A 23,626-nucleotide genomic window follows, 5' to 3' on the forward strand; every position below is an offset into this window, starting at 1 on the left:
ATCTGTTATACTGATTTTTAGAAAATTAATCGCAAGGAGTAGAAAATGGCTGATTTAGTTTACAGGAGAGTGTCATCCGACTTAAAGCAAAAGATAGTCGATAACCAATTTTCTAACAAGCGCTTGCCCGACGAGCGAACATTAAGTGAGACATACCACGTAAGCCGCAGTTCAGTGAAACGGGCGTTGAAAGTGTTAGCTGATGACGGCATTATTTTCAAAAAACGTGGTTCAGGAACTTTTATTAATCCACTATTTATGAAGAATAAGACAATTTTTCATTACGAAGGTTCTAACCTGGGGATTACTGACAGTATGAAGAGTCAGGGGAAAGTTCCAAAGATTAAGCTATTGAGTTTCAAGGTTGTACCTGCCAGCAAGGAAATTCAACAAGACTTATTCTTAGCCGACGGAGATTTCGTGTACGAAATTCAACGACTTCGTTTGTTTGATGACAAACCGTTCATGATAGAAACAGGATACATTCCAATTAAGATTGCTCCTGAACTAACACAAGAGATTGTTGAAAAGTCGATCTTTAATTATGTTGAAGACGCAATCAACAAGAGTGTCACACGTTCATTCCTATCTATATTGGCGAGTCCATCGAATGAACAAGATCAAGAACTACTTAATCTAAAACCAACCGAACCAGTTGGTGTCATGGAAGGGATTTTCTTTCTAGATGACGGGACTCCATTTGAGGTCTCAAACATGCGTCTGCACTATCAATATTTGCGCTACAATACTTTCGTTATGGTGTAGAAATTTAATACAAAAAAGTTATGAAAATCATTGGACTATTATCCCAAAATCGTTCATAATAATGACGATGTAATAATGGTTTAATTGCAATGAAGAAATTGGACCGTATCAATTTGCAAAAAGGTTGACTTTTTTTGAAAAGTCTTTATTATATTCATTGTAATTAAAATTATCGGACGTAGTCTGATGATTTTTCCATTATTAATTTCAATAGTTTTTATTTTAAAAGGAGTGTTAATTAATGGCTCAAGATTTCGATTCCAAGCAATACTTGGAAGAATTAGATAAATACTGGCGTACTGCTAACTACTTATCAGTAGGTCAACTATATCTAAAAGATAACCCATTATTAAAGAGAGAATTAACATCAAGTGATGTTAAAGTTAAGCCTATCGGTCACTGGGGTACTATCGTATCTCAAAACTTTATTTACGCACATTTAAACCGTGTTATTAATAAGTATGACCTAAACATGTTCTACATTGAAGGTTCAGGTCACGGTGGCCAAGTTATGGTATCTAACTCATACATTGATGGTAGTTACTCAGACATTTACCCAAACATCTCACAAGATGAAAAGGGTATGGCTAAATTATTCAAACAATTCTCATTCCCTGGTGGAGTTGCATCACATGCTGCCCCTGAAACTCCAGGTTCAATTCATGAAGGTGGAGAATTAGGTTACTCACTAGCCCACGGTGTTGGTGCTATCTTTGATAACCCTGATGTAATTGCCGCTGTTGAAATTGGTGATGGTGAATTAGAAACTGGTCCTCTAGCTGCAAGTTGGTTCTCAGACAAGTTTATCAACCCAGTTAAAGATGGTGCCGTTCTACCAATCATTAACTTAAACGGTTTCAAGATTTCTAACCCAACTATCATGTCACGTATGTCAGACCAAGAAATTACTGACTACTTCAAGGGTATGGGCTGGAAAGCTTACTTCGTTGAAAACGAACAAGACTTCGATGATCACATGGCTTACCACGAAAAGATGGCTAAGGTTATGGACGAAGCTGTTCAAGAAATTAAAGACGTACAAAAGAATGCACGTGAAAACCAAACTGCTGACACTGCTACTGAACCAGTATGGCCAGTAATCGTTGTTAGAACTCCAAAGGGTTGGACTGGTCCTAAGTTTGACTTAGACGGTAACCCAATTGAAAACTCATTCCGTGCTCACCAAATCCCAGTTGATGTTTCATCAGACAAGATGGAACACGCTGACTTAATCGTTAACTGGTTGAAGTCATACAAACCAGAAGAACTATTTAACGATGACGGTACTATCAAGGATGACATTAAGGCTCTAGCACCTAAGGGTGACAGAAGAATGTCAGTTAACCCTATTACTAACGGTGGTATCGATCCTAAGCCACTTATCTTACCAGACGTTAAAGAATTTGCTGTTGACGTTAAGACTCCAGGTGAAACTGTAGCCCAAGATATGGCTGTATGGAGTAACTGGTTAGGTGCCGTTATGAAGGCTAACCCAGATAACTTCCGTGCATTTGGTCCTGATGAATCAATGTCAAACCGTCTATTCGGTGTGTTTGCTGAAACTAACCGTCAATGGATGGAAGAAGTTATGGAACCAAATGACCAATACGTAGCACCAGAAGGTCGTTTAATCGATTCACAACTTTCAGAACACCAAGCTGAAGGTTGGTTAGAAGGTTACGTATTAACTGGTCGTCATGGTTTCTTCGCAACTTACGAATCATTTGGTCGTGTTGTTGACTCAATGTTAACTCAACACTTCAAGTGGTTACGTAAAGCTGCTGACCAACCATGGAGAAAGAAGTACCCATCATTGAACTTTGTTGATACTTCAACTGTATTCCAACAAGATCACAATGGTTACACTCACCAAGATCCAGGTATGTTAACTCACTTAGCTGAAAAGAAACCAGAATTCATTCGTGAATACTTACCAGCTGATGCTAACACATTATTAGCTGTTGGTAACGTTGCTTTCGCCAGCCAAGAAAAGATTAACTTAATCATTACTTCAAAACACCCACGTCCACAATGGTTCTCAATTGAAGAAGCTACTAACCTTGTAAACAATGGTTTAGGTTACATCGACTGGGCTTCAACTGACCAAGGTCAAGAACCTGACGTAGTTATTGCTGCTGCTGGTACTGAACCAACTTGGGAATCACTAGCTGCTATCTCATTACTACACGACGAATTCCCAGAAATGAAGATCAGATTCATCAACGTTGTTGACTTCTTGAAACTACGTTCACCTAAGGTTGACCCTCGTGGTTTAACTGATGAAGAATTTGACCGTCTATTCACTACTGACAAGCCAGTTGTATTCGCATTCCACGGATTCGAAGGTCTTGTTAAGGATGTATTCTTCGATCGTCACAACCACAACGTTCACGTTCACGGTTACCGTGAAAACGGTGATATCACTACACCATTCGACATGCGTGTATTGAACCAACTAGATCGTTACGACCTAGCTAAGGAAGTTGTAAACGACATTCCAGAATACTCTGTTAAGGGTGCATCATTCGTACAACGTATGAACGACATGGTTGACAAGCACAACGCTTACATCCGTGAAGTTGGTACTGACTTACCAGAAGTTAACGAATGGCAATGGAAACCATTAAAGTAATTAGATAATTTATCTGATTTACTTATGGTCAAACCATAAAGAAAAGAACCGTATCTTTCGATACGGTTCTTTTTGTTTACATAAATTTTTTAAACGAATCGGGAAGTGGCGACTTAATCTCGATTTGATCCATATAATAAGGCCGGATCAGTGTTAACTTCCAGGAATGAAGTAACATATCATCATTATCTGAATTAGGGTTATACAAAGGGTCACCCACAATTGGGTGGCCAATGGATACTAAATGGACCCTAAGTTGATGGGTGCGCCCAGTATGCAGTGATAATTCGACTAAAGAATGCTCGTCGGTGGTAGATTGCACCATATAGTCGGTTTTAGCCTGAAACGGTTTGATACCATCAATTTTTCGTTTGCGTTTATCATTCGGGTCAAAACCAATCGGTTTATCGATGGTTCCGGTTGGTGGATTGATGATGCCATCGGTCCAAGCCAGATAGTTTCGATGGATGATTTTGTCCTTGATTAGACGCACTAAGATAGGGACGACAGCGGGATTCTTACCCACGATAATTGCGCCTGACGTGAATTGATCTAAGCGATGAATCATAAAGGCGTGCTGATTATTTTGATTTAGGTAGGCCTCACAGAAGTTTAATAGTGTGTTGGTTTCACCAGGTTGATTAGGGTGGGTCTTGAACCCACGTGGTTTATTGACCACCAATAAATCTGCATCTTCGTATAAGATTTCCGGTTTGATAGAATCGTCAGGAATCAGGTTTTGTACTGGTAGCGAAAAATCATCCTCAACAAATGTGAGGTGGATTTCATCGCCATTTTTAATCGCGAAATTCATGGGTAAATACTTGTTATTGACCAAGACGCGTTCATTGGTCCTCAAAGAGAAGATGAGGTGCTTAGGGATTAATAATTGCTTTTGTAGGTATTCTCGTAGCGAGGTTTCTTCATCGATTTCAGAAACGGTTAGTTTATATTCCCATTTTTGCATTTTTTCACCTCTTTTAGTCCAATGTGTTACTATATTTAGTCGAGTTGTGATAAGGTGTAAATAGTAATTTTAAACCGGAGGGCATTATGGATAAAAAGATTATCTGCCTTTGGAGTCTCTTATCACTAGTAATGTTTATTATATGTGATTTTTTAATGGGTGAAAATGCCCAAGATCTAATCAAGACAATTATTGTCGCTGCAGTATTATATCTACTTCTAATTATAGGTGGTTTACTTAAGTGGCGTCTAGCTTACCACTTCCTATTATTCGTCGTGGGTATCTATACTTTAGCAATGATTAGAATCGTATTCATCTTTGCGACCCAAAGCCATAGTGGCGTTTCAGTACTAGCAGTCGTGTTTGCGGTGCTAGGAATTATTGTGAACTTATTGTGGTATCGAATCGCCGCAAAACAAATTAAAAGCGACTACGTAAGAATCGTTAAAAAGAACGTAAAAAAATAAGATAGGTGTTTTAATAATATGGAAATGGATGCACAAAAATTTATCGATGATGTAACTGCTGAAAGTTTTGAAACTTACTCGGCTGAAGTATCTTTAGCAGATTTGAAGAAGGACACTGCCAAGGCGTTTCAACCATTGATGGAATTCATGGAAGAACAAGTGAACAGTGGTCGTTTGGCCTCTGCTTTATTACAAGTAAAGGGTGAAGAAATTAGTTTTTACCTACAAAATAACATCGTGAACTTACCATACAGATACATCAAGAATATCTCAAAGATGATGAGTGACGAAACTAACTGTCCGCTAAACGTCTACATGTTCGTAGAGTCACCTGATGTGAACCGTTCAAAGATGCGTATTGATGAATTATCATCACAAGACGACTTTGCGGTCAACGCTGATTTAAGCGCTAAATTAGGTGCGTGGGCAAATGACCAACTTGCTGCAATCGAAGAAAACCAAAAGATTGAACAAGAAGCTGCTGAACAGACAGACAAGAAAAAGCCAGCTGCTAAGAAGAAAACTACTAAAAAGACTACCAAGAAAAAATAGTCTAAATTACTCTTATGTGTTATACTACTTGTTGCGATGAGTCGAGGAGATCGCGCAACTACGGTTGTATTCACAAGATGTGATTAAGCGATATTTTCGAAGGGGACACATTATGCGGACGTAATTCGCGTGTCTGATATGTTGGTGATGTGAACACCACTTATCCGTCTACTTAGTAGATGCCAAAAAGAGCGTAACTTCATTTGAAGTTACGCTCTTTTTTATTTAACCAAGTATAGTTGATCTTCGATTAAATCAAATGGTTTGTGGTGACGGTTTAAGTTCTTAACGTCATCGTTTTCGATAAATTCAGCATTATCCCAGAATTGTTTAGAATTGGTGGCACCGTATTTTTCACCAATGGTGATTAGTGGAATGTTCTTACCGGATTCACGGATGGTTGATAATAACTTCCAGTCGATATCGACACCATCGGGAGACCAGCACATGATGATGTAGTCAATGTCGTCTTTGTACTTATTGAAGGCATCGATTGCATCCAATGATTCGACGTCGGTAACCAGATGTTTACCGGTTTCGTTTTCCTTCTTCCATGCTAGGTTGTCGGTACAAATGACATCGGCGCCATTCTCGCGTAATCCCTTTGAGATGTATCCATTTCCGGCCATTACTTCCAAAGTTTTTTTACCATTTATGAAATTGGCAATGTCATTGGTAAATGGGGCGGAGATGTATGCCCACATACCGTATTGGCCTTCTAGATAGTCACGAAATTCACGTAGGTCTTGATCTAGTTTTGGTAATTGGTCGACGAATTGATTCCAGACGGCGTCGCCCTTAGGATCACCCATTGGGTATTTTTCGTTCACGTAGGCGAAAATGGTATCTTGAATATCGTCTGGCAATAACAACACCGGCAAATCCTGTGGTAATTGGCTTTGTTGCAACAAGCGGTCCGCTTCTAAAACGTTATTGATTAAATATTTAATGTCAGAAAAATCACTGAATAGGTCATAGTACTTCTTCATTCTTTCAATGTATGAAGGCTTATGGGTGATTTTTTTATTTTTCTTCATTTTCTTGAGTAGTTTCTTTTTATCCATTGTCTAACTCCCTTGAGTTGGTTAATTATTATTTTATGGGAAAACCGATATGAATGCAAAAAAGCGGGTATTATGTCACATCATATAACATAATATGCCATTATTTTGGATTTAAATTCAAATTAAAGGGAATTAGCCCTGTACTTATTTAATTTTAATGATATAATATGTTACATGATATAACATTATAAGGAAATGAAGGTAGATATTGATGGATTTAGCAAGTACTGGATTTGTTTTTATTTCAAGTATTTTAGTTCTGTTTATGACACCGGGTCTAGCATTCTTCTATGGGGGCCTAGTTTCAAAGAAAAACGTTGTTAACACTACCATGTCAGTATTCATTATGACTGGTTTAGCGGTTATTCTTTGGGTTGTATTTGGTTACAGCCTTTCATTCTCAGGTGATATAGGTGGATTTATTGGAAACCTAGCCCATCCATTTATGAATGGAATTGATCTTACATCACTAACACCAACTAAGATTCCAGTAAGCATTTACTCAATCTTTGAAATGATGTTTGCGGTTATCACTCCAGCGCTATTCGTTGGTGCGATTGTTGGTCGTATTCGTTTCAAATTCTTATTATGGTTTGTAATCCTATGGTCAATTATCATTTACTACCCAATGGTACACATGGTATGGTCACCAACTGGATTCTTAGCAAAGCTAGGTACTTTAGACTTTGCTGGTGGAACTGTCGTACATATTAATGCAGGGGTTACTGCGTTGGTATTATCAATTTACCTAGGTAAGCGTCTAAACTTCGGTAAAGAAACTAAGCACTACAACCTTTCATGGGTATTGCTAGGTACTACCATTCTTTGGATTGGTTGGTATGGTTTCAACGCCGGATCAGCTCTAGGTGTCAACAATGTCGCAATGCAAGCTACCATGACATCAACTGTTGCTGCGGCAACTTCAATGATGGTATGGATGCTATTAGACATGCACTTTGTAGGTAAGCCACAATTGGGTGGTATCTGTACTGGTACACTTTGTGGACTTGTCGGTATCACTCCAGCGGCTGGTTTCGTAACTATCGCCGGTGCATTTGCAATCGGTATCGTTGCTACTCTAGTAAGTTACTTCTACGTAAACGTGCTAAAGGCTAAAGTAGGTGCCGATGACACACTTGATGCATTCGGTTGTCACGGTGTTTCAGGAATGGTCGGAAGTATCATGACTGGTCTATTTGCCACTAAGGCGGTAAACAGCTCAGTTGTAGACAACGGTCTATTCTACGGTGGTGGTTTCAAGTTATTCCTAACTCAAATCATCGCTACTTTAGTAACAATCATCTTCGTTGCAGTGGCTTGTGCAATTATTATTTCACTACTAAAACTAGTAATGCCAATGCGTGTAACTGAAGAAGAAGAAAGAGCCGGACTAGATATCGTAGAACACGGTGAAGCTGCCGATTACATGGTTTCATACGGTGAAACTGGTAAGGATCACAGCAAGGATATCGAAGTTAACGCTGACGAGTTTAAGGGGCAAATTAACCACTTAGACAATCCAAATCTACCAAAAGATTAAAAATATTAAATACAAAAAAACTCCAGAAAATATTCTGGAGTTTTTTTACATTTTATAATCATCAAAATTTAAATTAAGTTCTTCTTGGTATGCTTCTGGTTGTTCACCATCTTCTAGGTATTGGCGGTCCTTGCCATGAAGGTACCCATTGATAAGTTGATATACTTGGTATCTGTCTTCTTGATCCAAAGTATGGTTACCAAAGGTTAGCTCATTTTTTTCCATCAAGACGCTACCTAGATTGAAATGTTCAACAGAAGTTCTTCCTGTCAAATAATCCATGCTGACGTTGAAGTACAATGCCAGTTTTTTGATTTCAACATACGAAGGTGAACGAATCCCACGTTCCCAATTACCAATTTGTGATGGGGTATTTTTGTGTTCATCTTCTGGAAATCTTTCGTTTAGATTGTTTGCAAGTTGGTTCATACTGATATGTTGCCCTTTTCTAAGGGCTCTTAATCGAATCGGAAACATTTACAACACCTCTACGCATATTATAACCGAAAATGCGTCAAATTGGCGGGTAGTTGCTTTTTATTTATTGAAACTCTATACTCGAATTATTAAATACTGAAATGGAGAGCACTATCTTGAAAAAGAAAACCAAAATCTTATTAGCGACCGTGATTACGTTTATCGTTCTTACGGTGGTTGGTTTTGTTGGAGCGGGGATGTACTTCTACAATGTTGCCGTGGTTCCTTCTCACAAGACCTTCTTAAGCAACGATAAAATTAAGAAAACTTCACCATTATATCCGGGTACCAAATGGTATTACGATGTCAAAAAAATTCACTGGACCCAAAAATCTGCGACTGGCAATTTAAAGCTGGTGGCAAACTACATTCCAGCTGATAAAAAGACGAATAAGACCGTTGTGATTGCCCACGGATACATGGGAAGTAAAGAAAAGATGGCACCTTATGCCTATATCTTCCATCAAATGGGATATAACGTGTTGACTCCCGATGATAGGGGTCAGGGCCAAAGTCAAGGTAACTACGTTGGTTATGGTTGGCCAGATCGACTCGATTACATTAAATGGATGAAAAAGGTCATTAAGTACCAAGGACCAAAGACACAAATCGTTATGTTTGGTGTCAGCATGGGTGGGGCAACTACCATGATGGTATCAGGTCAAAAGGATGTTCCGCATCAAGTTAAGGCGTTCATCGAAGATTGTGGATACACCAGTGTATCTGATGAAATCAACTACGAAGCTGGCCAACTTTACCACATGCCAGCATTCCCACGTTGGCCATTGGTACCAATCCTAAGTGGAATTACCCATGTTAGAGCAGGATACAGTATGTATGAAGCCTCATCATTGAATCAAGTAAAGAAAAACCACCGTCCAATGTTATTCATTCACGGTGCCAACGATAAGTTTGTGCCAACTAGAATGGTTTATCCATTATACAAGGCAAGCAAGGGACCAAAACAACTACTTGTAGTGAAAAATGCGGCCCACGCAGCTTCTTATCAAACTAATCCAAAATTATATGTTGATACAATTAAGGGATTTTTGAACAAATATTTTAAATAAATTCTAAGGCGTTAGATGTTTAATCTAGCGCCTTTTTCATAATTTTAAAAACTTTCAGTGTATCAAACAGGGGGTTAAATGTTATTATAGATAGTGTGTAATAACACCATCAAACAATACGTTTAATAATCGTTTAAAAAATAAATAAAATAATCAGAAAGGAGGACGCTTTTTGATTGAACTAGCCGCATTAGTATTTTTAATCGCTGGTGCTTTATTAGGTTTTTGGGTTAGTGATATGCGCATCAAAGGTCAAGTCGATGCCGCCAAGAGCAAAGCAGCTCAATATTTGCAAAAGACTGCAGATGAGACTGCTATCAAGGCCAAGCAAATCATTGCTGATGATAAAGAAGACATCATGCAATACCAAAAGATTGCCGATGATGAAATCGAATCTCAAAAAGAAGAGAATGTCACTCGTGAAAACCGTTTGAACCAACACGAAAAGTACTTGGAACAAATGAAGAACCGTTTGACTAAATATACTAATGATTTAAATGAACGCAGCGATGAACAAGCTAAGGTCCAAGATGATATCGACGACGTCATGCACCAAGCCGAAGATATTTGGCAACAACGTGAATTGACGCTTCAATCAATCAGTCACATTGATAAGAACTACGCTCGTCATGCTGTGTTAAATCATACCGAAAACGCTCTTCGTCGTGAAAAAGACATCGAAGTGAAGTACAACTTGTCTGAAAGTAAGGTTGCCGCTAACAAGATTGCTAACGACTTAGTAATCGAAGCCATTCAAAGAGGCCCTAGGGATGAACCTAGAAGTCACATTGAAAGAAATATCGCCTTGCCAAGTAGCGACATCAAATCCAAGTTAATTGGTAAGGATGAACAACACGTTCGTCTACTACAAACACTAACTGGAACTGATTTAATCTTTGATGAAGATTACCCATTACTACTTCACATTGTTACTCATGATCCAATTAGAAGAGAAATTGCTCGTACTACAATTGAAAGCTTAATTATTTCTCGTCACTTTACCAACAGCAACATCGAGTATTTGGTTAATACCACTACGCAAAAGGTGAATGCTTCATTACGTGAAACTGGTGAAACAGTCGTTCATTCATTACACGTTGGTCGTATTCATCCTGACTTGATGAAGATTATTGGTAAGTTGAAGTTTAGAACTAGTTATGGTCAAAACGTTTTATACCACTCAATTGAAACAGCTCAATTGACCGGTGCCTTAGCTGCCGAATTAGGTTTGAACACCCAATTAGCTAAACGTGCTGGACTACTTCACGATATTGGTAAAGCCATTGACCACGAAGTTGGTGGAACCCACGTTGAACTAGGGGTAAAACTAACCGAGGCCTTTGGTGAAAACGAAGTCGTTGTTAACTCAATTGCTTCTCACCACGGTGACGTCGAACCAACTGATCCAATCGCAATTCTAGTTGCTACTGCCGACGCTATTTCTGGTGCTCGTCCAGGAGCTAGAAGTGAATCAATTGAAGAATACGTCAGTCGTCTACGTAACCTAGAAAATATTGCTAACCAACACAAGGGTGTTCGTGATAGCTATGCAATCCAAGCTGGACGTGAAATCAGAATTATTGTAAATCCTGAAATGTTAAATGATGATAACAGTAAGTTATTGACTAAACACGTTAAGGATCAAATTCAAGATGAATTGACTTATCCAGGTAAGATTAAGGTTACTACCATTCGTGAACTTAAAGCCGTTCAATACGTTGGTAAGAACAAGAAACGCAATCATAATACAGTTAAAGAAGCTTAATGCTATTATTGTTAAACAAAAAAGAGTTCCAAAACCAATTGTTTTGGAACTCTTTTTTTATGGTCTATAGATGACCTTGAAGTTATGATTGTTTTCGGCCTTGATGGTCTTGTGTTCTCTTAAGTAATCAGCGATTAATTGGCTCATCATACGATCATCAGACTTGATAATCTTGTCTTGAGAAAACATTTGGTAGTTTCCACCACCGACAGCACGATAGATGTTTAACACAATTTTTAATTCGGCGTCGTCATCAATTGGTTTACCGTGATAGGTTAAATCTTCAATGCGGTGACCAACTGGTTTGGCGACGTTAATCACGTAGTCGACACCTTCATACATATCGTAGTTATAGTGCTTTAACTTAGGGAAGATGTAATCGTGATTTACACCAATCTTGCCATTTTGATAGTCAAAGTATTTCGCGCTAGTCTCCATGGCTGCCTTTAGTTCGGCACCGGTAATCTTTAGTACGGATAGACTGTTAGGGTAGACATAGTTAGTGATGATATTTCTCATTGTAATCGGATTTTCAAAACCGTGAGCTTCATCATTGAATAGGGCGGTTGCCGAGATGTCGACGCCCATAGTTTGCATTTGAATGTTTTGAATGAATTGAATGAAACTGGTCTTGTTGAGTCGAGCTTCAAAGGCATTATCAAAGTCCATAGAGCCATCGATGTGTGCCATTGGTTCATCTAGCCACTTGTTGATTTGTTCTTGAATGTTGTCCAATTTATCGGCGATTTCATGATCAACAGGGTACTTCTTGGTTGGAATAAGTTCAGTTTCACTTGATTGCACAAAGTACTTACCGTTGTCATCTTGTTGGACGTCTAATTCGATGTGTCCGATGTATTGGCCACGATGACCTGGTTGAATGATTGGAACCCCCAATAGATGACCGGCAATCTTTCTGTGTTGGTGACCGGTGATGATTGCATCGACACCCTCAACGTGGGCTAGAATATCGTATGTTTCATTTTCACCATTTAAGACTTCGGTTGGGACACCTTCTTCATCACGTTCGATTCCACCGTGATAAATAATGACGTTTAAATCGCTTTTTTCGCTCATTTCAGGGATGTATTTAGCAGCGGTGTCTTTGGCAGAAAGGAAGGTTAAACCAGCTAAATGGGAGCTTTTTTCCCACTTAGTGGTCCCTTGAGTGGTTAGGCCTAAGAAACCGACCTTCACACCACTAATATCTTTAATTTCGTATGGGTTACCAAAAGGGTGCTTTCCATCTTGATCAATAATGTTGGCACAAAGAAAATGGCGATTACACTCATTTATGGTGTTGTGTAGGTATGATAATCCGTAATTAAACTCATGATTTCCTAATACTCCAAAATCGTAATCAACGGCATTAAACACATCGTTAATTTGTTTTGGTGCAGATTGTTTTTTGATTTCAGCAATGTAATATGCCAATGCTGAACCTTGTAAAAAATCTCCATTATCGATGGCTACGACGTTATCCAGCTTGGTTCTAAGATCTTTGATTGCTGTAGCGCAACGAAGCACCCCAAAGGGTTTATCGTCCTTTAAGTTCACATAGTTAGTGGGGAACAAAAAGCCGTGCGTATCACTTGTCTCTAAAAGATTTATTTTCATCGAGCCACCCCCATCTTAAATTGTTATGATTCTTCCGTTTCTTTTGTTGTGTATATTTTATCACTTTTTTTAAAATGAAAAATTAAGATTTGATTAACATTTACCTTTTCTTAATAAAAATTTAAATTGATTTATCTTATAGGTATGTTAAGATAATTACAGTTAATTGTATTTACATTTAGTAAGTACTACTAACCTAACCATAATTGTTTTTATAAAAATTAAGCGATTAAGGGGTGATATAAATGTTGAATCTTTACGTAGCACCAAGTAGTGCATCCAGTCGTAAAGCCAGAGCCTGGTTAAAGGGCCACGATATTGCTTTCCGCGAAAGAAATATCAATTCAAACCCATTGAATGCCGACGAGGTAAAACAAATCTTACGTCTTACTGAAAATGGGAGTGAAGACATCATTTCAACAAGATCCAAAATTTTCAAAAAGCTAAACATCGATTTTGATAGTTTGTCACTATCAGACTTGGTAGATTTAGTTGTGAAGTATCCAGACCTTATCAAACGTCCTATTGTGTTTGATGACAAACGTTTGGAAGTTGGGTACAATGAGGAAGAAATTCGTCGTTTCTTACCCCGTTCCATTCGTGAAACTGAACTAAAAGAATTAGAATCACAGTTGGAAGCTTAATATTTTAGAGTGACGGCATTACTTTGTAATGTCGTTTTTTATTCACTCAAAAGGAGTCACATTATGATAAAAATGATTGCGTTGGATTTAGACAACACACTATTGAATTCAGCCAAAGAAATTAGTGCTGAAAATGTTTCAACACTACAAAAATTACATAAAAAAGGAATTGCCGTTGTGCTTTGTACCGGTCGTCCGATTAATGCGGTTTGGCCATATGTAAAACAACTCGGTTTGACAGATGAAAATGATTACACCATTACATTCAACGGTGGGATGGTCATCAGAAATCATGATCAAAAGGTGTTAAACCAAAAGGGACTAACCCTAGCTGATTTCTCTTTGATTCACCAATATGCATTAAATAATGATTTACCATTGGATATTCTAGATTTTGAAAAGGTCTACGAATTAACTGATTTGGTCAAATCTACCTATAAGGAAGTCTTGAATTCACCACTTGAATTTGTCCCAAAGGATTTCAATGAATTAGAAGACAAACCATACAGCAAGGCCATCATGTCAGAACAAATTGATACATTGGATAATGCTCGCGCTAATTTCCCAGCAGAAATTACTGACCATTATAAAATTGTCCGTTCTCAGCCAAAAATCATGGAATTTTTGCCATTAAACATGAGCAAGTCTTACGGTTTAAATATCTTGTTAAACCACTTAGGAATGGATTTTTCCAATCTGATGACGTTTGGTGATGCGGAAAATGATTACGAAATGATTGAAGCAGCCAAAGTCGGTGTTGCCATGGGCAATGCCTCTGATGAAATCAAGGCAATCGCCACAGACGTGACCGTCGGCCACGATGACGATGGGGTGGCAGTATTTCTACACAAATACTTTAAAGACTAAATAAAAAAGGACTTAAACGAGAAGTTTAAGTCCTTTTTGTTTACTTGTTGTTTGCGAATAAGTAGTTTAAGTATTCCATAAATGTCTTTAGGTAACGCTTTTCATCTACTTGAATTGCAACACTAGCAGTAGGGTTTGGATCGTCTAGGTGAGCAGTATCACCGGTAGTACGTCCGTAGTTTAATTCACCTGTGTGAACCAATAGGTCTAAGTCCAATGTTTGAACGAAGCTAGGGTCACAAGCAACACCAACGGCTAATGGGTCGTGTAGTGAACAACCACCTAGGTGTGGGTACATTTCAGCGTAAATATCGATGTAGTAGTCAACGATATCAGCGAACTTTTCACCTGCAACAGTGCCTAAGTCACGCCATTGTTGAGTTTCTTTTTTAGTTAGAAGAGTTCTTAATGTAACGTCTAGACCAACCATAGTATCGTGTAGTGGGCTTCTGAATACTTCGTTTGCAGCAGTAGCATCTTGGTTGATGTTTGCTTCGGCAGCATCAGAAACGTTACCAGGAACAGTCAAAGCACCACCCATTAGAGTAACGTTACCGATTAAATCGGCAATTGATGGGTCCTTACGTAATGCTAAGGCTAGGTTGGTAAGTGGACCAGTAGGGATGATTGTTAAATCCTTACCGTATTTGTGAGCAGCTTCAATGATGAAGTCGACACCTGATTGTTCTTCCACTTGGCGGCTACTTGCTGGTAATTCAACTTCACCAACACCGTTAACACCATGAATGTGAGCTGAAACTTCCATTACTTCAAAACTGTCAGTTTCTAGTGAATGTGGTTCACCTTCAAATACTGGTACGTCAGTAGCACCTAATAGGTCTAGAATTTCTAGTGAGTTCTTAGCGGCTTGTTCTACCAATACGTTTCCGTATGAGTTCACAACACCTACTAAATCGGCGTTAGGGGCAGCGACAGCGTAGGCGATAGCCATTGCGTCATCGACACCTGTATCAACGTCTAAGATAATTTTTTGCTTTGCCATAATGAAAAACCCTCCCAATATTAATTCCCCTCACGGATCTATGCCCATGAACATTTTTCATTAACTTTAATTATATGGGCTTTCCGTCCAAAATAAAAGGGGATACTAAGAAGTTTTTAAGGAAATGACATATAAATACGAACAAATTTAACGAAAATGATAAATTTGTTAATAAAAAATCCCAACCTCTAAACGAAGTTGGGATTTTTTTGCTAGTTTCTAAATAGGAATTCAGCAATTGTCTTATCCAATGTTGGGTTTTCATGTAACATTGAATGTTCAGCAGAAATTGGATCTCCACGGTATAGGTAGAATGTGTAGCTCTTAACGTAAGGCTTAACAAGTTTACCCATTGGTTTAACGATATCAACGGCTTCTTCACCATCGGTACCAACGTTGTAAATTTCTCCTGCGATGTTAAAAATCTTTAGGTTACGTGGTAAGTTCTTAGCACGTTTATCACCAGCAGGATAGTCGTTGGCGATACTTACGAACTTGTTAATCTTAGGAGCATCCTTTTGCTTAGGATTTCTAACCATGTATTCGTAAGCGATTTGACCACCAGATGAGTGACCTAAGAAGTTAACTGATTTAATGTGATAAGTCTTGTATAGGTAAGTCATCACATTCTTCATTTGTTTAGCTTCTTTGATTGGGTGAGTGTTGTCTTCAAAGATTAATTGAACTAATGGGTTGTCAGCTGAAATCTTCTTGACATATTTCTTCATGGTAGTAACCTTACCCTTGCTAGAAATATGAATACGAAGAGCACGCTTAGCAATGCCGTGATCGTTGAATTGATTAATGAAGTCATCGGTTGATACGGCGTTACCACCATAACCAGGGATGAAGATAGTAGCCGTTCTAGTCTTGTCTACCTTAACATCATTTAGAACACGACCTCTGAAAATCCATGAGGTAGTGATGAATAGGGCAATTGCTTCAATAATCAAAACAATCCCAATGATAATTTTTCTGCGTTTGCTGTGCATAATTGTTCTTCCTTTGCTAAAGTATAATTATAAGATACATAATATATTAAATAACACCAAAATAAAAGGAGTTAAAATAAAATGTCAGATGAAATCTATGATATTACGATAATTGGAGGAGGCCCCGTTGGAATGTTTGCCGGTTTTTATGCCGGACTACGTACCGCCAAATTCCAAATCATCGAAAGTCTTTCAGAACTAGGGGGACAAGTAAATGCATTATATCCAGAAAAAACGATTCTAGATATCCCAGCCTATCCTGCGATTTCAGGTCGTGATTTAGTGGCTAACTTAAAGAAACAACTTGCCACCATGGATGGTGACATTAAGTTGAATCAAACAGTAGTCAATGTTGAGAAAGTCGACGACGTTTTCAAGGTTACCACAAATAAGGGAATTACCAAAACTAAAGCCATCATTATTGCCGTTGGTAACGGGGCATTTAATCCACGTAAACTAAGCGCAGATGGCGTCGAAACAATCTCAGACCAACAACTAGTATACACCGCTTCAGACTTGGATGCTTTTAAAAATAAAAAAGTTTTAGTTGCTGGTGGTGGTGATTCAGCAATTGATCAAGCACTAATGCTAGAAGATATTGCCGATGAAGTCTACTTGCTACACCGTCGAAACGAATTTAGAGGACTAGAACACACTGTGAACTTATTGAAGCAATCAAGCGTTAAACTAGTCACACCATACTTGATTAAGTCATTAGAAAACGTGGACAATAACCAAGTTAGAGTTCACGCTAAGAAGATGAAAACTGATGATGAGTTTATCGATATTGACGTTGATAAGATTCTGGTAAATTACGGTTTCATTTCTAATAATAAGGACATGCAAGGCTGGAATGTTGATATAGAAGAAGACCACCATGCCACAAAAGTGGACGGCAGTCTTCAAACTAATATCAAAAACATTTATGCAGTCGGTGATCAAGCGAAATACGATGGTAAACAAACCATCATCGCTACTGGATTTGGAGAAGTTCCAATCACAATCAATGCGATTATGAACGACCTATACCCAGGCAACCGCGCACCTATTCACAGTACTCAATTATCATAAAAAATTATTTTTTCTTAGCATCCTTTGAGGGGGTGCTATTTTTTTTGATCGTTTTTTGTAAACTTTGCACCTCTCTAGTCAAAACTTCGATTTGTTTCGTTAAGTTATCGATTTTATCGTCTGTCGCATCCTTATCACCATGGGTGAAGAAGTCGGTAATCGTAGAGGTCAACAAACCAATAAAACCAATTCCACCGAACATTAGGAAGGCGGCGATTAGCTTACCACCTGCGGTTTGCGGTGAAATATCACCGTAACCAACGGTAGTGGCAGTCGTGATTGCCCACCATAATGAGGTGGATAAATCGTGTTGTTCGAAGTGTGAGTAAATCAAAGCACTGAAGATTAGAATCACGATACTGATTGAGAATAGGTAGATAAAACCAGTGTCGTAAATGAAACGGTGAATTCCACCGGTCACTTTTCCGTCCCAACCAAACTTCCAGAATAGGTTGTAGTGACGGACAATTCTAATCACACGGTATAAACGAAATACGACGAAAATCGGATGGGCCGGGATTAATGAAATCAAATCCAACGATGTTTCTAATAAGAATTGTTTGTGGTTCTTGGCCAAAAGAAAGCCGGATATGTAATCAATAATGTAAAAAATCCAGATACCATAGTAGATATTCCCTAATATACCATGATAGATGTTGATAACACCGAAGTAGTCTAGACCGACCATTACAACGGAAGCAACGGCGATGAAAATAATAAACAGACTATAAATTAGTTCGACGGTTTTGTTTTTAAATTGTTTCATTATTTCAACTCACTTTTTTCTATCTCTTAATCCAATTATAATCATTTTACCTTTAAGTTAGTTTAAAGCAAATAAAAAACGACCAATCTTTCAATTGGTCGTTTTTATTTAGTTATCTGCGTTACTGTTCTTGGAGATTCGAGATGATCCACCTTTATGGTTTAATTCCGGTGCATCAGTCTTGTATAGGGATTGAGTTGATTTCTTCTTAAGTTTGTCATACAAACTAGTAGATTTCTTACCCAATTCTGTTTCGGCTCCAAGTTCCTTTTGGAAACCGTCTTGGTAATTGTAATCCTTAGGATTTACCGGTGTGAATCCGCTAGGGGTGTAGAAACGAAGTAAGTTTTGTTCGTTTAATTCATCAGAGAATGATAACTCGGTGTTAACGCGAGCTTGCATCTTGTTGAAGACCTTTCTTTGATGAGGGGTAGGGTGAATGACCTTACCAGTCTTGTTGTTGTAGATAGTACCACTGATTGAAGTGTACTTAGTACTTACCCAATCACGGTTTCTAAATGCAACTACAGTATCGTGTTGTTTAGAGAATAAGTCTGTTCCAAATTGAATGTATTTCTTAGTGTTAACACCTAGTAGATGAAGTAGAGTTGGTAAGACATCGATTTCACCACCGTAGGTCTTGTCGATGTAACCTTGTTTCATGCCAGGGATGTTAAACATCAATGGAACACGTTGTAGTTGTGCGTTATCAAAGTCAGTCCAGTCATTAGGGTTCTTGCCTAATGCTCTAGCAAGGCTTAGGTTTTCGGAGTTAGAAATACCATAATGGTCACCATATAACATGATGATTGACTTGTTCAACAAGCCAGCCTTTTGTAGGTATGCGTAGAATTCTTGGATGGCTTGATCTAGGTAATGAGCAGTCTTGAAGTAGTTATCAACCTTGGTATCACCTGTGTTAGTAGTCTTAAAGTTACTATCTTCGTTATCGATTGAGTAAGGGAAGTGGTTAGTAACTGTGATGTACTTAGCGTAGAAAGGTTGTTGTAATCTTTCAAGGTACTTAACGGAATCTCTGAATAATAGTTTATCCTTCAAACCGTATCCCAATGCCTTGTCACCGGAAGTATCGTAATAACTTTCGTCGAAGAAGTATTGATAACCCATGTTCTTGTAAACGTTGTTTCGGTTCCAGAAACTAGCGACATTTCCGTGGAATACTGCAGATGTGTATCCCTTATCTTGTTTCAAGATTGCAGGAGCTGCTTGGAAGACGTTATCGCTTCCAAATTGGGTAAACATTGAACCTTGAGGCAATCCATAGGTACTAGTTTCTAGCATGTTTTCAGCATCAGATGTCTTTCCTTGCCCCACTTGGTGGAAGAAGTTAGAAAAGGCAATCGTTGACTTGCTATGGTAGAGACTATTCAAGAATGGTGTTACTTCCTGGCCGTTTACCTTCTTATCGATTAGGAATTGTTGGAAACTTTCCAAGTGAATGATGATTACGTTTTTACCCTTGGCTAGTCCAAACATGGATCTTTCAGGGGCAGCGTAATGCTTGTTGATGAACTTTCTCACGTCATTCATTTCTGACTTGGTAGCCATTGCACGCAAGTCCTTTGTGTGTTGAGTAGAAATGGCGTCGTAGACTGTAAATGAGTCTACACCAAGGTATTTAACGATGTATGTACGGTCAAAAGTTCTAGTAAGAAGTTGTGGTCTGGCCATTTCACCAAATGATAGGTTGGCGGTGAAGATTAACACGGCAGCCGAAGTGATGGCGAATGCACTTTTACCACCGAACTTCTTGTTATCGATACGAATTACTCTAAATAATAGTAGAAGTAATACTAAAACGATATCTAACCAGTAGAAGACATCATGAGGCATGGTAAGTGCAAGTGATGATCCGCTAAGACCTTGGTTAACCTTGGAGTAACCGGTCATTGTACTTACAGTCATGAAGTCGGTAAATTCACGGTAATAAATAACGTTTAAATATAATAGTAAAGTGTTTAACCCATCAATTAGTAGAATGATAGGGTAAAATAATCGACTTGATTTAATGTACATTGCAAGTCCGAACAAAAGCATTGTAGTTGCGATTGGATTGATGAATGCTATGAAGTATTCAAACGGATTTGCAAGTCCTAATTGGAAATCAGTGAAATATGCGTATATAGTTTTAGCCCAAAATAAAGCAACTAGTAGGATGAAGAATCCAAACCTAGTGGACATTTTAGAGCGCAGATAATTTATCGCTTTCAAAATGAAGAGCTCCTTTGATATAATTCATACTTAATATTAACAGACCGGACAAAAAAAGGCATGTTTTTTTCGTGTTATAAAGACATCACCACAATATGTGGCGAAATTAAAATTAGTCATCACCATATATAGTTGCAAATTTATACAAATGTTGTAAAATAAAGTTAAATCAGTAGGAGGATGACGGCATTGCTAAAAGGTAATACTAAAAAATTAAATGTTCAGTTAAGTGATGGACAAATAATTGAATTCATGCCAGAGATGGTCCATAGTGACTTGCTAGCTTTGACTAGTAACCAAGAGATTATCAATCGTACTGAAAGATTAATCTTAGTCCAATTGAGTTCCTACACTATCATTAAACTACACGAACTACAAATGATAATTTATAAGACGCTAGATAAATTACGCTACCATAAGATTGCGTCTAAATACTATAATACTGAATTAAGTTAGGCAGAATATTGTCTAACTTTTTTTATTAGTGATATTCTATTATTACCAGTTTAAAAAGGGGATGAATGTTATCACATTTAATCTATACGTTGTTCGTCACGGACAAACATACTTCAATATTTACAATCGTTTGCAAGGATGGAGTAATTCACCTTTGACCGATAAAGGAATTGAAGGTGCGCAAAAGACTGCTAAAAAGCTAGCTGATACTCACTTTGCAGCAGCTTATTGCAGTGATACTACCAGAGCTATGCATACCGCCAAGATTATTTTAGACGGTAACAATGCTGATTCAGTTAAGCAACCAACCATTTCAAATTACCTAAGAGAAGAATTCTATGGTTATTATGAAGGAAACGACATGGATCAGACCTGGTACGTTGCTGGAGCCCCACATGGACTACCAACATTCAAAGATATCGTTACCAAGTATTCAATTGGTAAGGCCAAGGACTTCTTAAAGGAAGCAGATCCTTTCCACCAAGCCGAAAGTAATGAAGAATACTGGACGCGTTGGGATAAGGGATTGGACCTAATCAGAAGCGATGAAAACATTCATGATGGTGACAACGTCTTACTAATTAGTCACGGGAATGCCGTGTTGAGTTTAGTTGAACGTTTCGGTGAAGGTAAATACGATGTGACTGAACGCCCAGCTAACGGAAGTCTTACTAAGTTAGAGGTAAGCAATGACCAAGTCAAGGTTGTCGACTATAACATTCAATAAAGACAATAAAAAAGACGATTACATTTTGTAATCGTCTTTTTTGGATTTTAAGAGATAGGATTAAGCTACTCGACCGTAACCAACAACGTGCCACCATGGGGCGTGAATTCTTTCACGGACAACTCCACGGTTTTGAGCATCAATCATCTTGCCTCCACCGATGTACATACCAACATGGTAAATCTTCTTCTTTGAAGAACCGATGAATACTAGATCACCTTTTTTAAGGTGTTTCTTAGCCACTTTCTTTGAGAAGTGGTATTGTTGTTGAGCAGTTCTAGGTAAGTTAACACCTAGACCATGGCTGTATATGTATTTTGTAAAACCAGAACAATCAAAAGTACGTGAACCTTCTGAACCATAAACGTAACGGTCACCTAGTTTTGACTTAGCAACACGGTATACTGAAGTAAATTGACTGTTAGTATCAGCATGGGCAGTGTTGTTGTTACTTGCAGCGGCACCTGCAAATAGTAGTGAAGTAAATGCGGCAGCGGTTATAGCAAATTTAGTAATAATCTTTTTCATCTCTCAAAATCCTCTCTCTTATAAAAATCTCTCTCGTTTTTTCTCTATCTCAATATATTTCATATGATAAGGGATTAATATTTCAAGAATGTAACAAAGTAATTTCAAATTAATTAAAACTTTGCAATTTTAATGTAATCTTTATAATTTTAGTGTTTAATATTTACTGTACCCAATTAAAGTGATGAAAGGGTTCCTGATTTGTGGTAAATTTATTATGTAGATTACACGAAAGGAACCGTTGAAATGTCGGGCTTAAAGAAATTATTTCCCCAAAAAATTGACCTTAATCGTCTAATTTTTAAGATTGGGGAAGTTAGCAAGATGATGGACGTGTCAACACGTCAACTTCGCTACTGGGAACAAAAAGGTTACATTACCTCAATTAGAGACGATAAGAGTAGCTCTCGCGTTTTTAATATGGAGAACTTAAATAAAGTAACATTAATCAAACATTATTTAGATAAGGGATTCACCCTTACAGCTGCAAACGATACAGCTTCTGAAAACATCGCTAAAATGCGCTATCTAAGAAGATTTATGATGAATGCCTTTGAAGATGTTGAGACAATCGATGGTCAACCAGTTGTCAATTTGGGTTACTTTAATGAAGAAAAAACTTCCATATTATATGCCTCAGTTGATGAGAATGACGAAATAAAATATCGTGTTGTCGATATAAAGAAGAAGGATAAATGATGAGAAAAAAGAAAATGAGTTTAACTAAGAAGATTGTCTGGCTAGTTGTTGTTTTGGTTGTACTATTTGGTGGATACAAGGCTGCCAAACAAATTCATAGCACAATCAGGGAAAACCAAATTCAAAAATCTGATCAACAACGCATTGAAGAAGCACAAGCAGAAGCTGCAAAGAAGCGTCATGAATTTGCGGAAACCATTGCCAAACCAGCTGTTCAAGTTTGGAATAAACAACACGTTGTGTTACCTAGTGTTGTAATTGCCCAAGCTATCCAAGAATCTAACTGGGGTCAATCAGAACTATACAAGAAGGCCTACAACATCTTTGGTGTTAAGGGAACATACAAGGGTCAATCAATTCAATACTACACAGATGAATATGTAAGTAACGACACTAAGGTTGGTAAGGGTGTCAAAGTCGTCCGTGAAGGAGACAAGAAAAAGATTTCCATTCCGGCAACGTTTAGAAAGTACCCAAGTGTCTACGATGCAGTGGAAAACCACAGTACTGTTACAGCACTTAACTTCATCAAACAAAAGAATGTTATGAGTTACGAACAACAAGCTAACATGCTTCAAAAGAACGGTTACGCAACCGATCCTAACTATGCAAAGAACTTAATTGCATTAATCAAACAATACAATTTGTCTAAGTATGACAACGAAATTAGTAAATAATAATATTTGATAGTTTTAACTATATTTTCAAAAATTTATCTTATATAA

General features: G+C 38.0%; 23 protein-coding genes. 14 read left to right on the plus strand and 9 right to left on the minus strand.

Translation table 11 applies throughout. The features are described 5' to 3' along the window. Nucleotides 1-45: 45 nt before the first annotated feature. Nucleotides 46-765 carry a GntR family transcriptional regulator gene (locus JUD45_RS05125; protein WP_138726760.1) on the plus strand — a complete coding sequence of 240 codons (720 nt, stop codon included), beginning with the start codon at nucleotides 46-48 and terminating at the stop codon, nucleotides 763-765. A 241-nt stretch (nucleotides 766-1,006) separates the two neighbouring features. Beyond that, nucleotides 1,007-3,397, plus strand: coding sequence for a phosphoketolase family protein (locus tag JUD45_RS05130; RefSeq protein ID WP_203619801.1), 2,391 nt, complete (start codon nucleotides 1,007-1,009; stop codon nucleotides 3,395-3,397). A gap of 76 nt (nucleotides 3,398-3,473) precedes the next feature. Here the strand turns inward: JUD45_RS05130 and JUD45_RS05135 are convergent, their stop codons facing one another. Then, complete coding sequence (locus tag JUD45_RS05135) at nucleotides 3,474-4,364, minus strand: RluA family pseudouridine synthase (protein WP_138726762.1); 891 nt, start codon at nucleotides 4,362-4,364, stop codon at nucleotides 3,474-3,476. Nucleotides 4,365-4,450: 86 nt separating this feature from the next. On the opposite strand from JUD45_RS05135, the gene JUD45_RS05140 reads away from it, so the two are divergent. Continuing rightward, nucleotides 4,451-4,831: a hypothetical protein gene (locus tag JUD45_RS05140; protein ID WP_138726763.1), complete on the plus strand. Its 381-nt coding sequence runs from the start codon at nucleotides 4,451-4,453 to the stop codon at nucleotides 4,829-4,831. 18 nt (nucleotides 4,832-4,849) lie between these two features. Next, the gene (locus JUD45_RS05145) at nucleotides 4,850-5,383 is read left to right on the plus strand and encodes a hypothetical protein (RefSeq protein WP_034534105.1); all 534 of its coding nucleotides are present in this window, start codon (nucleotides 4,850-4,852) and stop codon (nucleotides 5,381-5,383) included. A 221-nt stretch (nucleotides 5,384-5,604) separates the two neighbouring features. Here the strand turns inward: JUD45_RS05145 and JUD45_RS05150 are convergent, their stop codons facing one another. Further along, entirely contained in the window at nucleotides 5,605-6,447 is an 843-nt protein-coding gene (locus tag JUD45_RS05150) for an SAM-dependent methyltransferase (RefSeq protein WP_138726764.1), read from the minus strand. Between the two features lie 211 nt (nucleotides 6,448-6,658). Between JUD45_RS05150 and JUD45_RS05155 the strand changes: the two genes are divergently transcribed. Then, a complete protein-coding gene (locus tag JUD45_RS05155) occupies nucleotides 6,659-7,987 on the plus strand; it encodes an ammonium transporter (RefSeq protein WP_034530975.1) in 1,329 nt (442 codons plus the stop codon). A gap of 45 nt (nucleotides 7,988-8,032) precedes the next feature. On the opposite strand, the gene JUD45_RS05160 is transcribed toward JUD45_RS05155, so the two are convergent. After that, nucleotides 8,033-8,464, minus strand: coding sequence for a helix-turn-helix domain-containing protein (locus JUD45_RS05160; RefSeq protein ID WP_138726765.1), 432 nt, complete (start codon nucleotides 8,462-8,464; stop codon nucleotides 8,033-8,035). A 116-nt stretch (nucleotides 8,465-8,580) separates the two neighbouring features. Between JUD45_RS05160 and JUD45_RS05165 the strand changes: the two genes are divergently transcribed. Next, on the plus strand, nucleotides 8,581-9,534 hold the full coding sequence (locus JUD45_RS05165; protein WP_138726766.1) for an alpha/beta hydrolase: 954 nt from the start codon (nucleotides 8,581-8,583) through the stop codon (nucleotides 9,532-9,534). Between the two features lie 172 nt (nucleotides 9,535-9,706). Next, a complete protein-coding gene (gene rny, locus JUD45_RS05170; RefSeq protein ID WP_203619802.1) occupies nucleotides 9,707-11,299 on the plus strand; it encodes a ribonuclease Y in 1,593 nt (530 codons plus the stop codon). A gap of 57 nt (nucleotides 11,300-11,356) precedes the next feature. Here rny and JUD45_RS05175 read toward each other — a convergent pair whose 3' ends face one another. Then, entirely contained in the window at nucleotides 11,357-12,916 is a 1,560-nt protein-coding gene (locus tag JUD45_RS05175) for a bifunctional metallophosphatase/5'-nucleotidase (RefSeq protein WP_203619803.1), read from the minus strand. Nucleotides 12,917-13,161: 245 nt separating this feature from the next. Here JUD45_RS05175 and spx point away from each other — a divergent pair, with 245 nt between their 5' ends. Both spx and JUD45_RS05185 read left to right on the plus strand, forming a co-directional pair. Further along, nucleotides 13,162-13,560 (plus strand): transcriptional regulator Spx, encoded by a 399-nt coding sequence (gene spx, locus JUD45_RS05180; RefSeq protein WP_034534086.1) that lies wholly within the window; start codon nucleotides 13,162-13,164, stop codon nucleotides 13,558-13,560. 63 nt (nucleotides 13,561-13,623) lie between these two features. After that, nucleotides 13,624-14,427: a Cof-type HAD-IIB family hydrolase gene (locus JUD45_RS05185; protein ID WP_138726769.1), complete on the plus strand. Its 804-nt coding sequence runs from the start codon at nucleotides 13,624-13,626 to the stop codon at nucleotides 14,425-14,427. A 40-nt stretch (nucleotides 14,428-14,467) separates the two neighbouring features. Here the strand turns inward: JUD45_RS05185 and JUD45_RS05190 are convergent, their stop codons facing one another. Beyond that, the gene (locus JUD45_RS05190) at nucleotides 14,468-15,430 is read right to left on the minus strand and encodes a nucleoside hydrolase (protein ID WP_041152831.1); all 963 of its coding nucleotides are present in this window, start codon (nucleotides 15,428-15,430) and stop codon (nucleotides 14,468-14,470) included. A 212-nt stretch (nucleotides 15,431-15,642) separates the two neighbouring features. Next, entirely contained in the window at nucleotides 15,643-16,422 is a 780-nt protein-coding gene (locus JUD45_RS05195; RefSeq protein WP_138726770.1) for an alpha/beta hydrolase, read from the minus strand. An 81-nt stretch (nucleotides 16,423-16,503) separates the two neighbouring features. Between JUD45_RS05195 and JUD45_RS05200 the strand changes: the two genes are divergently transcribed. Further along, the gene (locus tag JUD45_RS05200) at nucleotides 16,504-17,493 is read left to right on the plus strand and encodes an NAD(P)/FAD-dependent oxidoreductase (protein ID WP_187155649.1); all 990 of its coding nucleotides are present in this window, start codon (nucleotides 16,504-16,506) and stop codon (nucleotides 17,491-17,493) included. A 4-nt stretch (nucleotides 17,494-17,497) separates the two neighbouring features. Here JUD45_RS05200 and JUD45_RS05205 read toward each other — a convergent pair whose 3' ends face one another. Together JUD45_RS05205 and JUD45_RS05210 are read right to left on the minus strand one after the other, a co-directional pair. Then, nucleotides 17,498-18,259: a potassium channel family protein gene (locus JUD45_RS05205; protein WP_138726772.1), complete on the minus strand. Its 762-nt coding sequence runs from the start codon at nucleotides 18,257-18,259 to the stop codon at nucleotides 17,498-17,500. 108 nt (nucleotides 18,260-18,367) lie between these two features. Beyond that, entirely contained in the window at nucleotides 18,368-20,482 is a 2,115-nt protein-coding gene (locus JUD45_RS05210) for an LTA synthase family protein (RefSeq protein WP_373301467.1), read from the minus strand. Between the two features lie 198 nt (nucleotides 20,483-20,680). Between JUD45_RS05210 and JUD45_RS05215 the strand changes: the two genes are divergently transcribed. Together JUD45_RS05215 and JUD45_RS05220 are read left to right on the plus strand one after the other, a co-directional pair. Then, complete coding sequence (locus JUD45_RS05215) at nucleotides 20,681-20,947, plus strand: hypothetical protein (protein WP_034530962.1); 267 nt, start codon at nucleotides 20,681-20,683, stop codon at nucleotides 20,945-20,947. A gap of 61 nt (nucleotides 20,948-21,008) precedes the next feature. Continuing rightward, on the plus strand, nucleotides 21,009-21,674 hold the full coding sequence (locus JUD45_RS05220) for a histidine phosphatase family protein (RefSeq protein ID WP_203619804.1): 666 nt from the start codon (nucleotides 21,009-21,011) through the stop codon (nucleotides 21,672-21,674). Nucleotides 21,675-21,734: 60 nt separating this feature from the next. On the opposite strand, the gene JUD45_RS05225 is transcribed toward JUD45_RS05220, so the two are convergent. Beyond that, nucleotides 21,735-22,202, minus strand: coding sequence for a C40 family peptidase (locus JUD45_RS05225; protein ID WP_138726775.1), 468 nt, complete (start codon nucleotides 22,200-22,202; stop codon nucleotides 21,735-21,737). Nucleotides 22,203-22,448: 246 nt separating this feature from the next. Between JUD45_RS05225 and JUD45_RS05230 the strand changes: the two genes are divergently transcribed. Beyond that, nucleotides 22,449-22,901: a MerR family transcriptional regulator gene (locus tag JUD45_RS05230; RefSeq protein WP_225879382.1), complete on the plus strand. Its 453-nt coding sequence runs from the start codon at nucleotides 22,449-22,451 to the stop codon at nucleotides 22,899-22,901. Continuing rightward, nucleotides 22,901-23,578 (plus strand): glycoside hydrolase family 73 protein, encoded by a 678-nt coding sequence (locus JUD45_RS05235; protein ID WP_203619806.1) that lies wholly within the window; start codon nucleotides 22,901-22,903, stop codon nucleotides 23,576-23,578. Before JUD45_RS05230 ends, JUD45_RS05235 begins: the two co-directional genes overlap by 1 nt. Nucleotides 23,579-23,626: the final 48 nt, after the last annotated feature.

It is taken from the genome of Apilactobacillus nanyangensis (genome assembly GCF_016861915.1).
Classification (GTDB): domain Bacteria; phylum Bacillota; class Bacilli; order Lactobacillales; family Lactobacillaceae; genus Apilactobacillus; species Apilactobacillus nanyangensis.

What these genes read in the sequence shown, in the direction of transcription:
- JUD45_RS05125 (WP_138726760.1), top strand. Translation starts at nt 46, where the DNA reads ATGGCTGATTTAGTTTACAGGAGAGTGTCATCCGACTTAAAGCAAAAG.
- JUD45_RS05130 (WP_203619801.1), top strand. Translation starts at nt 1,007, where the DNA reads ATGGCTCAAGATTTCGATTCCAAGCAATACTTGGAAGAATTAGATAAA.
- JUD45_RS05135 (WP_138726762.1), bottom strand. Translation starts at nt 4,364, where the DNA reads ATGCAAAAATGGGAATATAAACTAACCGTTTCTGAAATCGATGAAGAA.
- JUD45_RS05140 (WP_138726763.1), top strand. Translation starts at nt 4,451, where the DNA reads ATGGATAAAAAGATTATCTGCCTTTGGAGTCTCTTATCACTAGTAATG.
- JUD45_RS05145 (WP_034534105.1), top strand. Translation starts at nt 4,850, where the DNA reads ATGGAAATGGATGCACAAAAATTTATCGATGATGTAACTGCTGAAAGT.
- JUD45_RS05150 (WP_138726764.1), bottom strand. Translation starts at nt 6,447, where the DNA reads ATGGATAAAAAGAAACTACTCAAGAAAATGAAGAAAAATAAAAAAATC.
- JUD45_RS05155 (WP_034530975.1), top strand. Translation starts at nt 6,659, where the DNA reads ATGGATTTAGCAAGTACTGGATTTGTTTTTATTTCAAGTATTTTAGTT.
- JUD45_RS05160 (WP_138726765.1), bottom strand. Translation starts at nt 8,464, where the DNA reads ATGTTTCCGATTCGATTAAGAGCCCTTAGAAAAGGGCAACATATCAGT.
- JUD45_RS05175 (WP_203619803.1), bottom strand. Translation starts at nt 12,916, where the DNA reads ATGAAAATAAATCTTTTAGAGACAAGTGATACGCACGGCTTTTTGTTC.
- spx (WP_034534086.1), top strand. Translation starts at nt 13,162, where the DNA reads ATGTTGAATCTTTACGTAGCACCAAGTAGTGCATCCAGTCGTAAAGCC.
- JUD45_RS05185 (WP_138726769.1), top strand. Translation starts at nt 13,624, where the DNA reads ATGATAAAAATGATTGCGTTGGATTTAGACAACACACTATTGAATTCA.
- JUD45_RS05190 (WP_041152831.1), bottom strand. Translation starts at nt 15,430, where the DNA reads ATGGCAAAGCAAAAAATTATCTTAGACGTTGATACAGGTGTCGATGAC.
- JUD45_RS05195 (WP_138726770.1), bottom strand. Translation starts at nt 16,422, where the DNA reads ATGCACAGCAAACGCAGAAAAATTATCATTGGGATTGTTTTGATTATT.
- JUD45_RS05200 (WP_187155649.1), top strand. Translation starts at nt 16,504, where the DNA reads ATGTCAGATGAAATCTATGATATTACGATAATTGGAGGAGGCCCCGTT.
- JUD45_RS05205 (WP_138726772.1), bottom strand. Translation starts at nt 18,259, where the DNA reads ATGAAACAATTTAAAAACAAAACCGTCGAACTAATTTATAGTCTGTTT.
- JUD45_RS05220 (WP_203619804.1), top strand. Translation starts at nt 21,009, where the DNA reads ATGAATGTTATCACATTTAATCTATACGTTGTTCGTCACGGACAAACA.
- JUD45_RS05225 (WP_138726775.1), bottom strand. Translation starts at nt 22,202, where the DNA reads ATGAAAAAGATTATTACTAAATTTGCTATAACCGCTGCCGCATTTACT.
- JUD45_RS05230 (WP_225879382.1), top strand. Translation starts at nt 22,449, where the DNA reads ATGTCGGGCTTAAAGAAATTATTTCCCCAAAAAATTGACCTTAATCGT.
- JUD45_RS05235 (WP_203619806.1), top strand. Translation starts at nt 22,901, where the DNA reads ATGAGAAAAAAGAAAATGAGTTTAACTAAGAAGATTGTCTGGCTAGTT.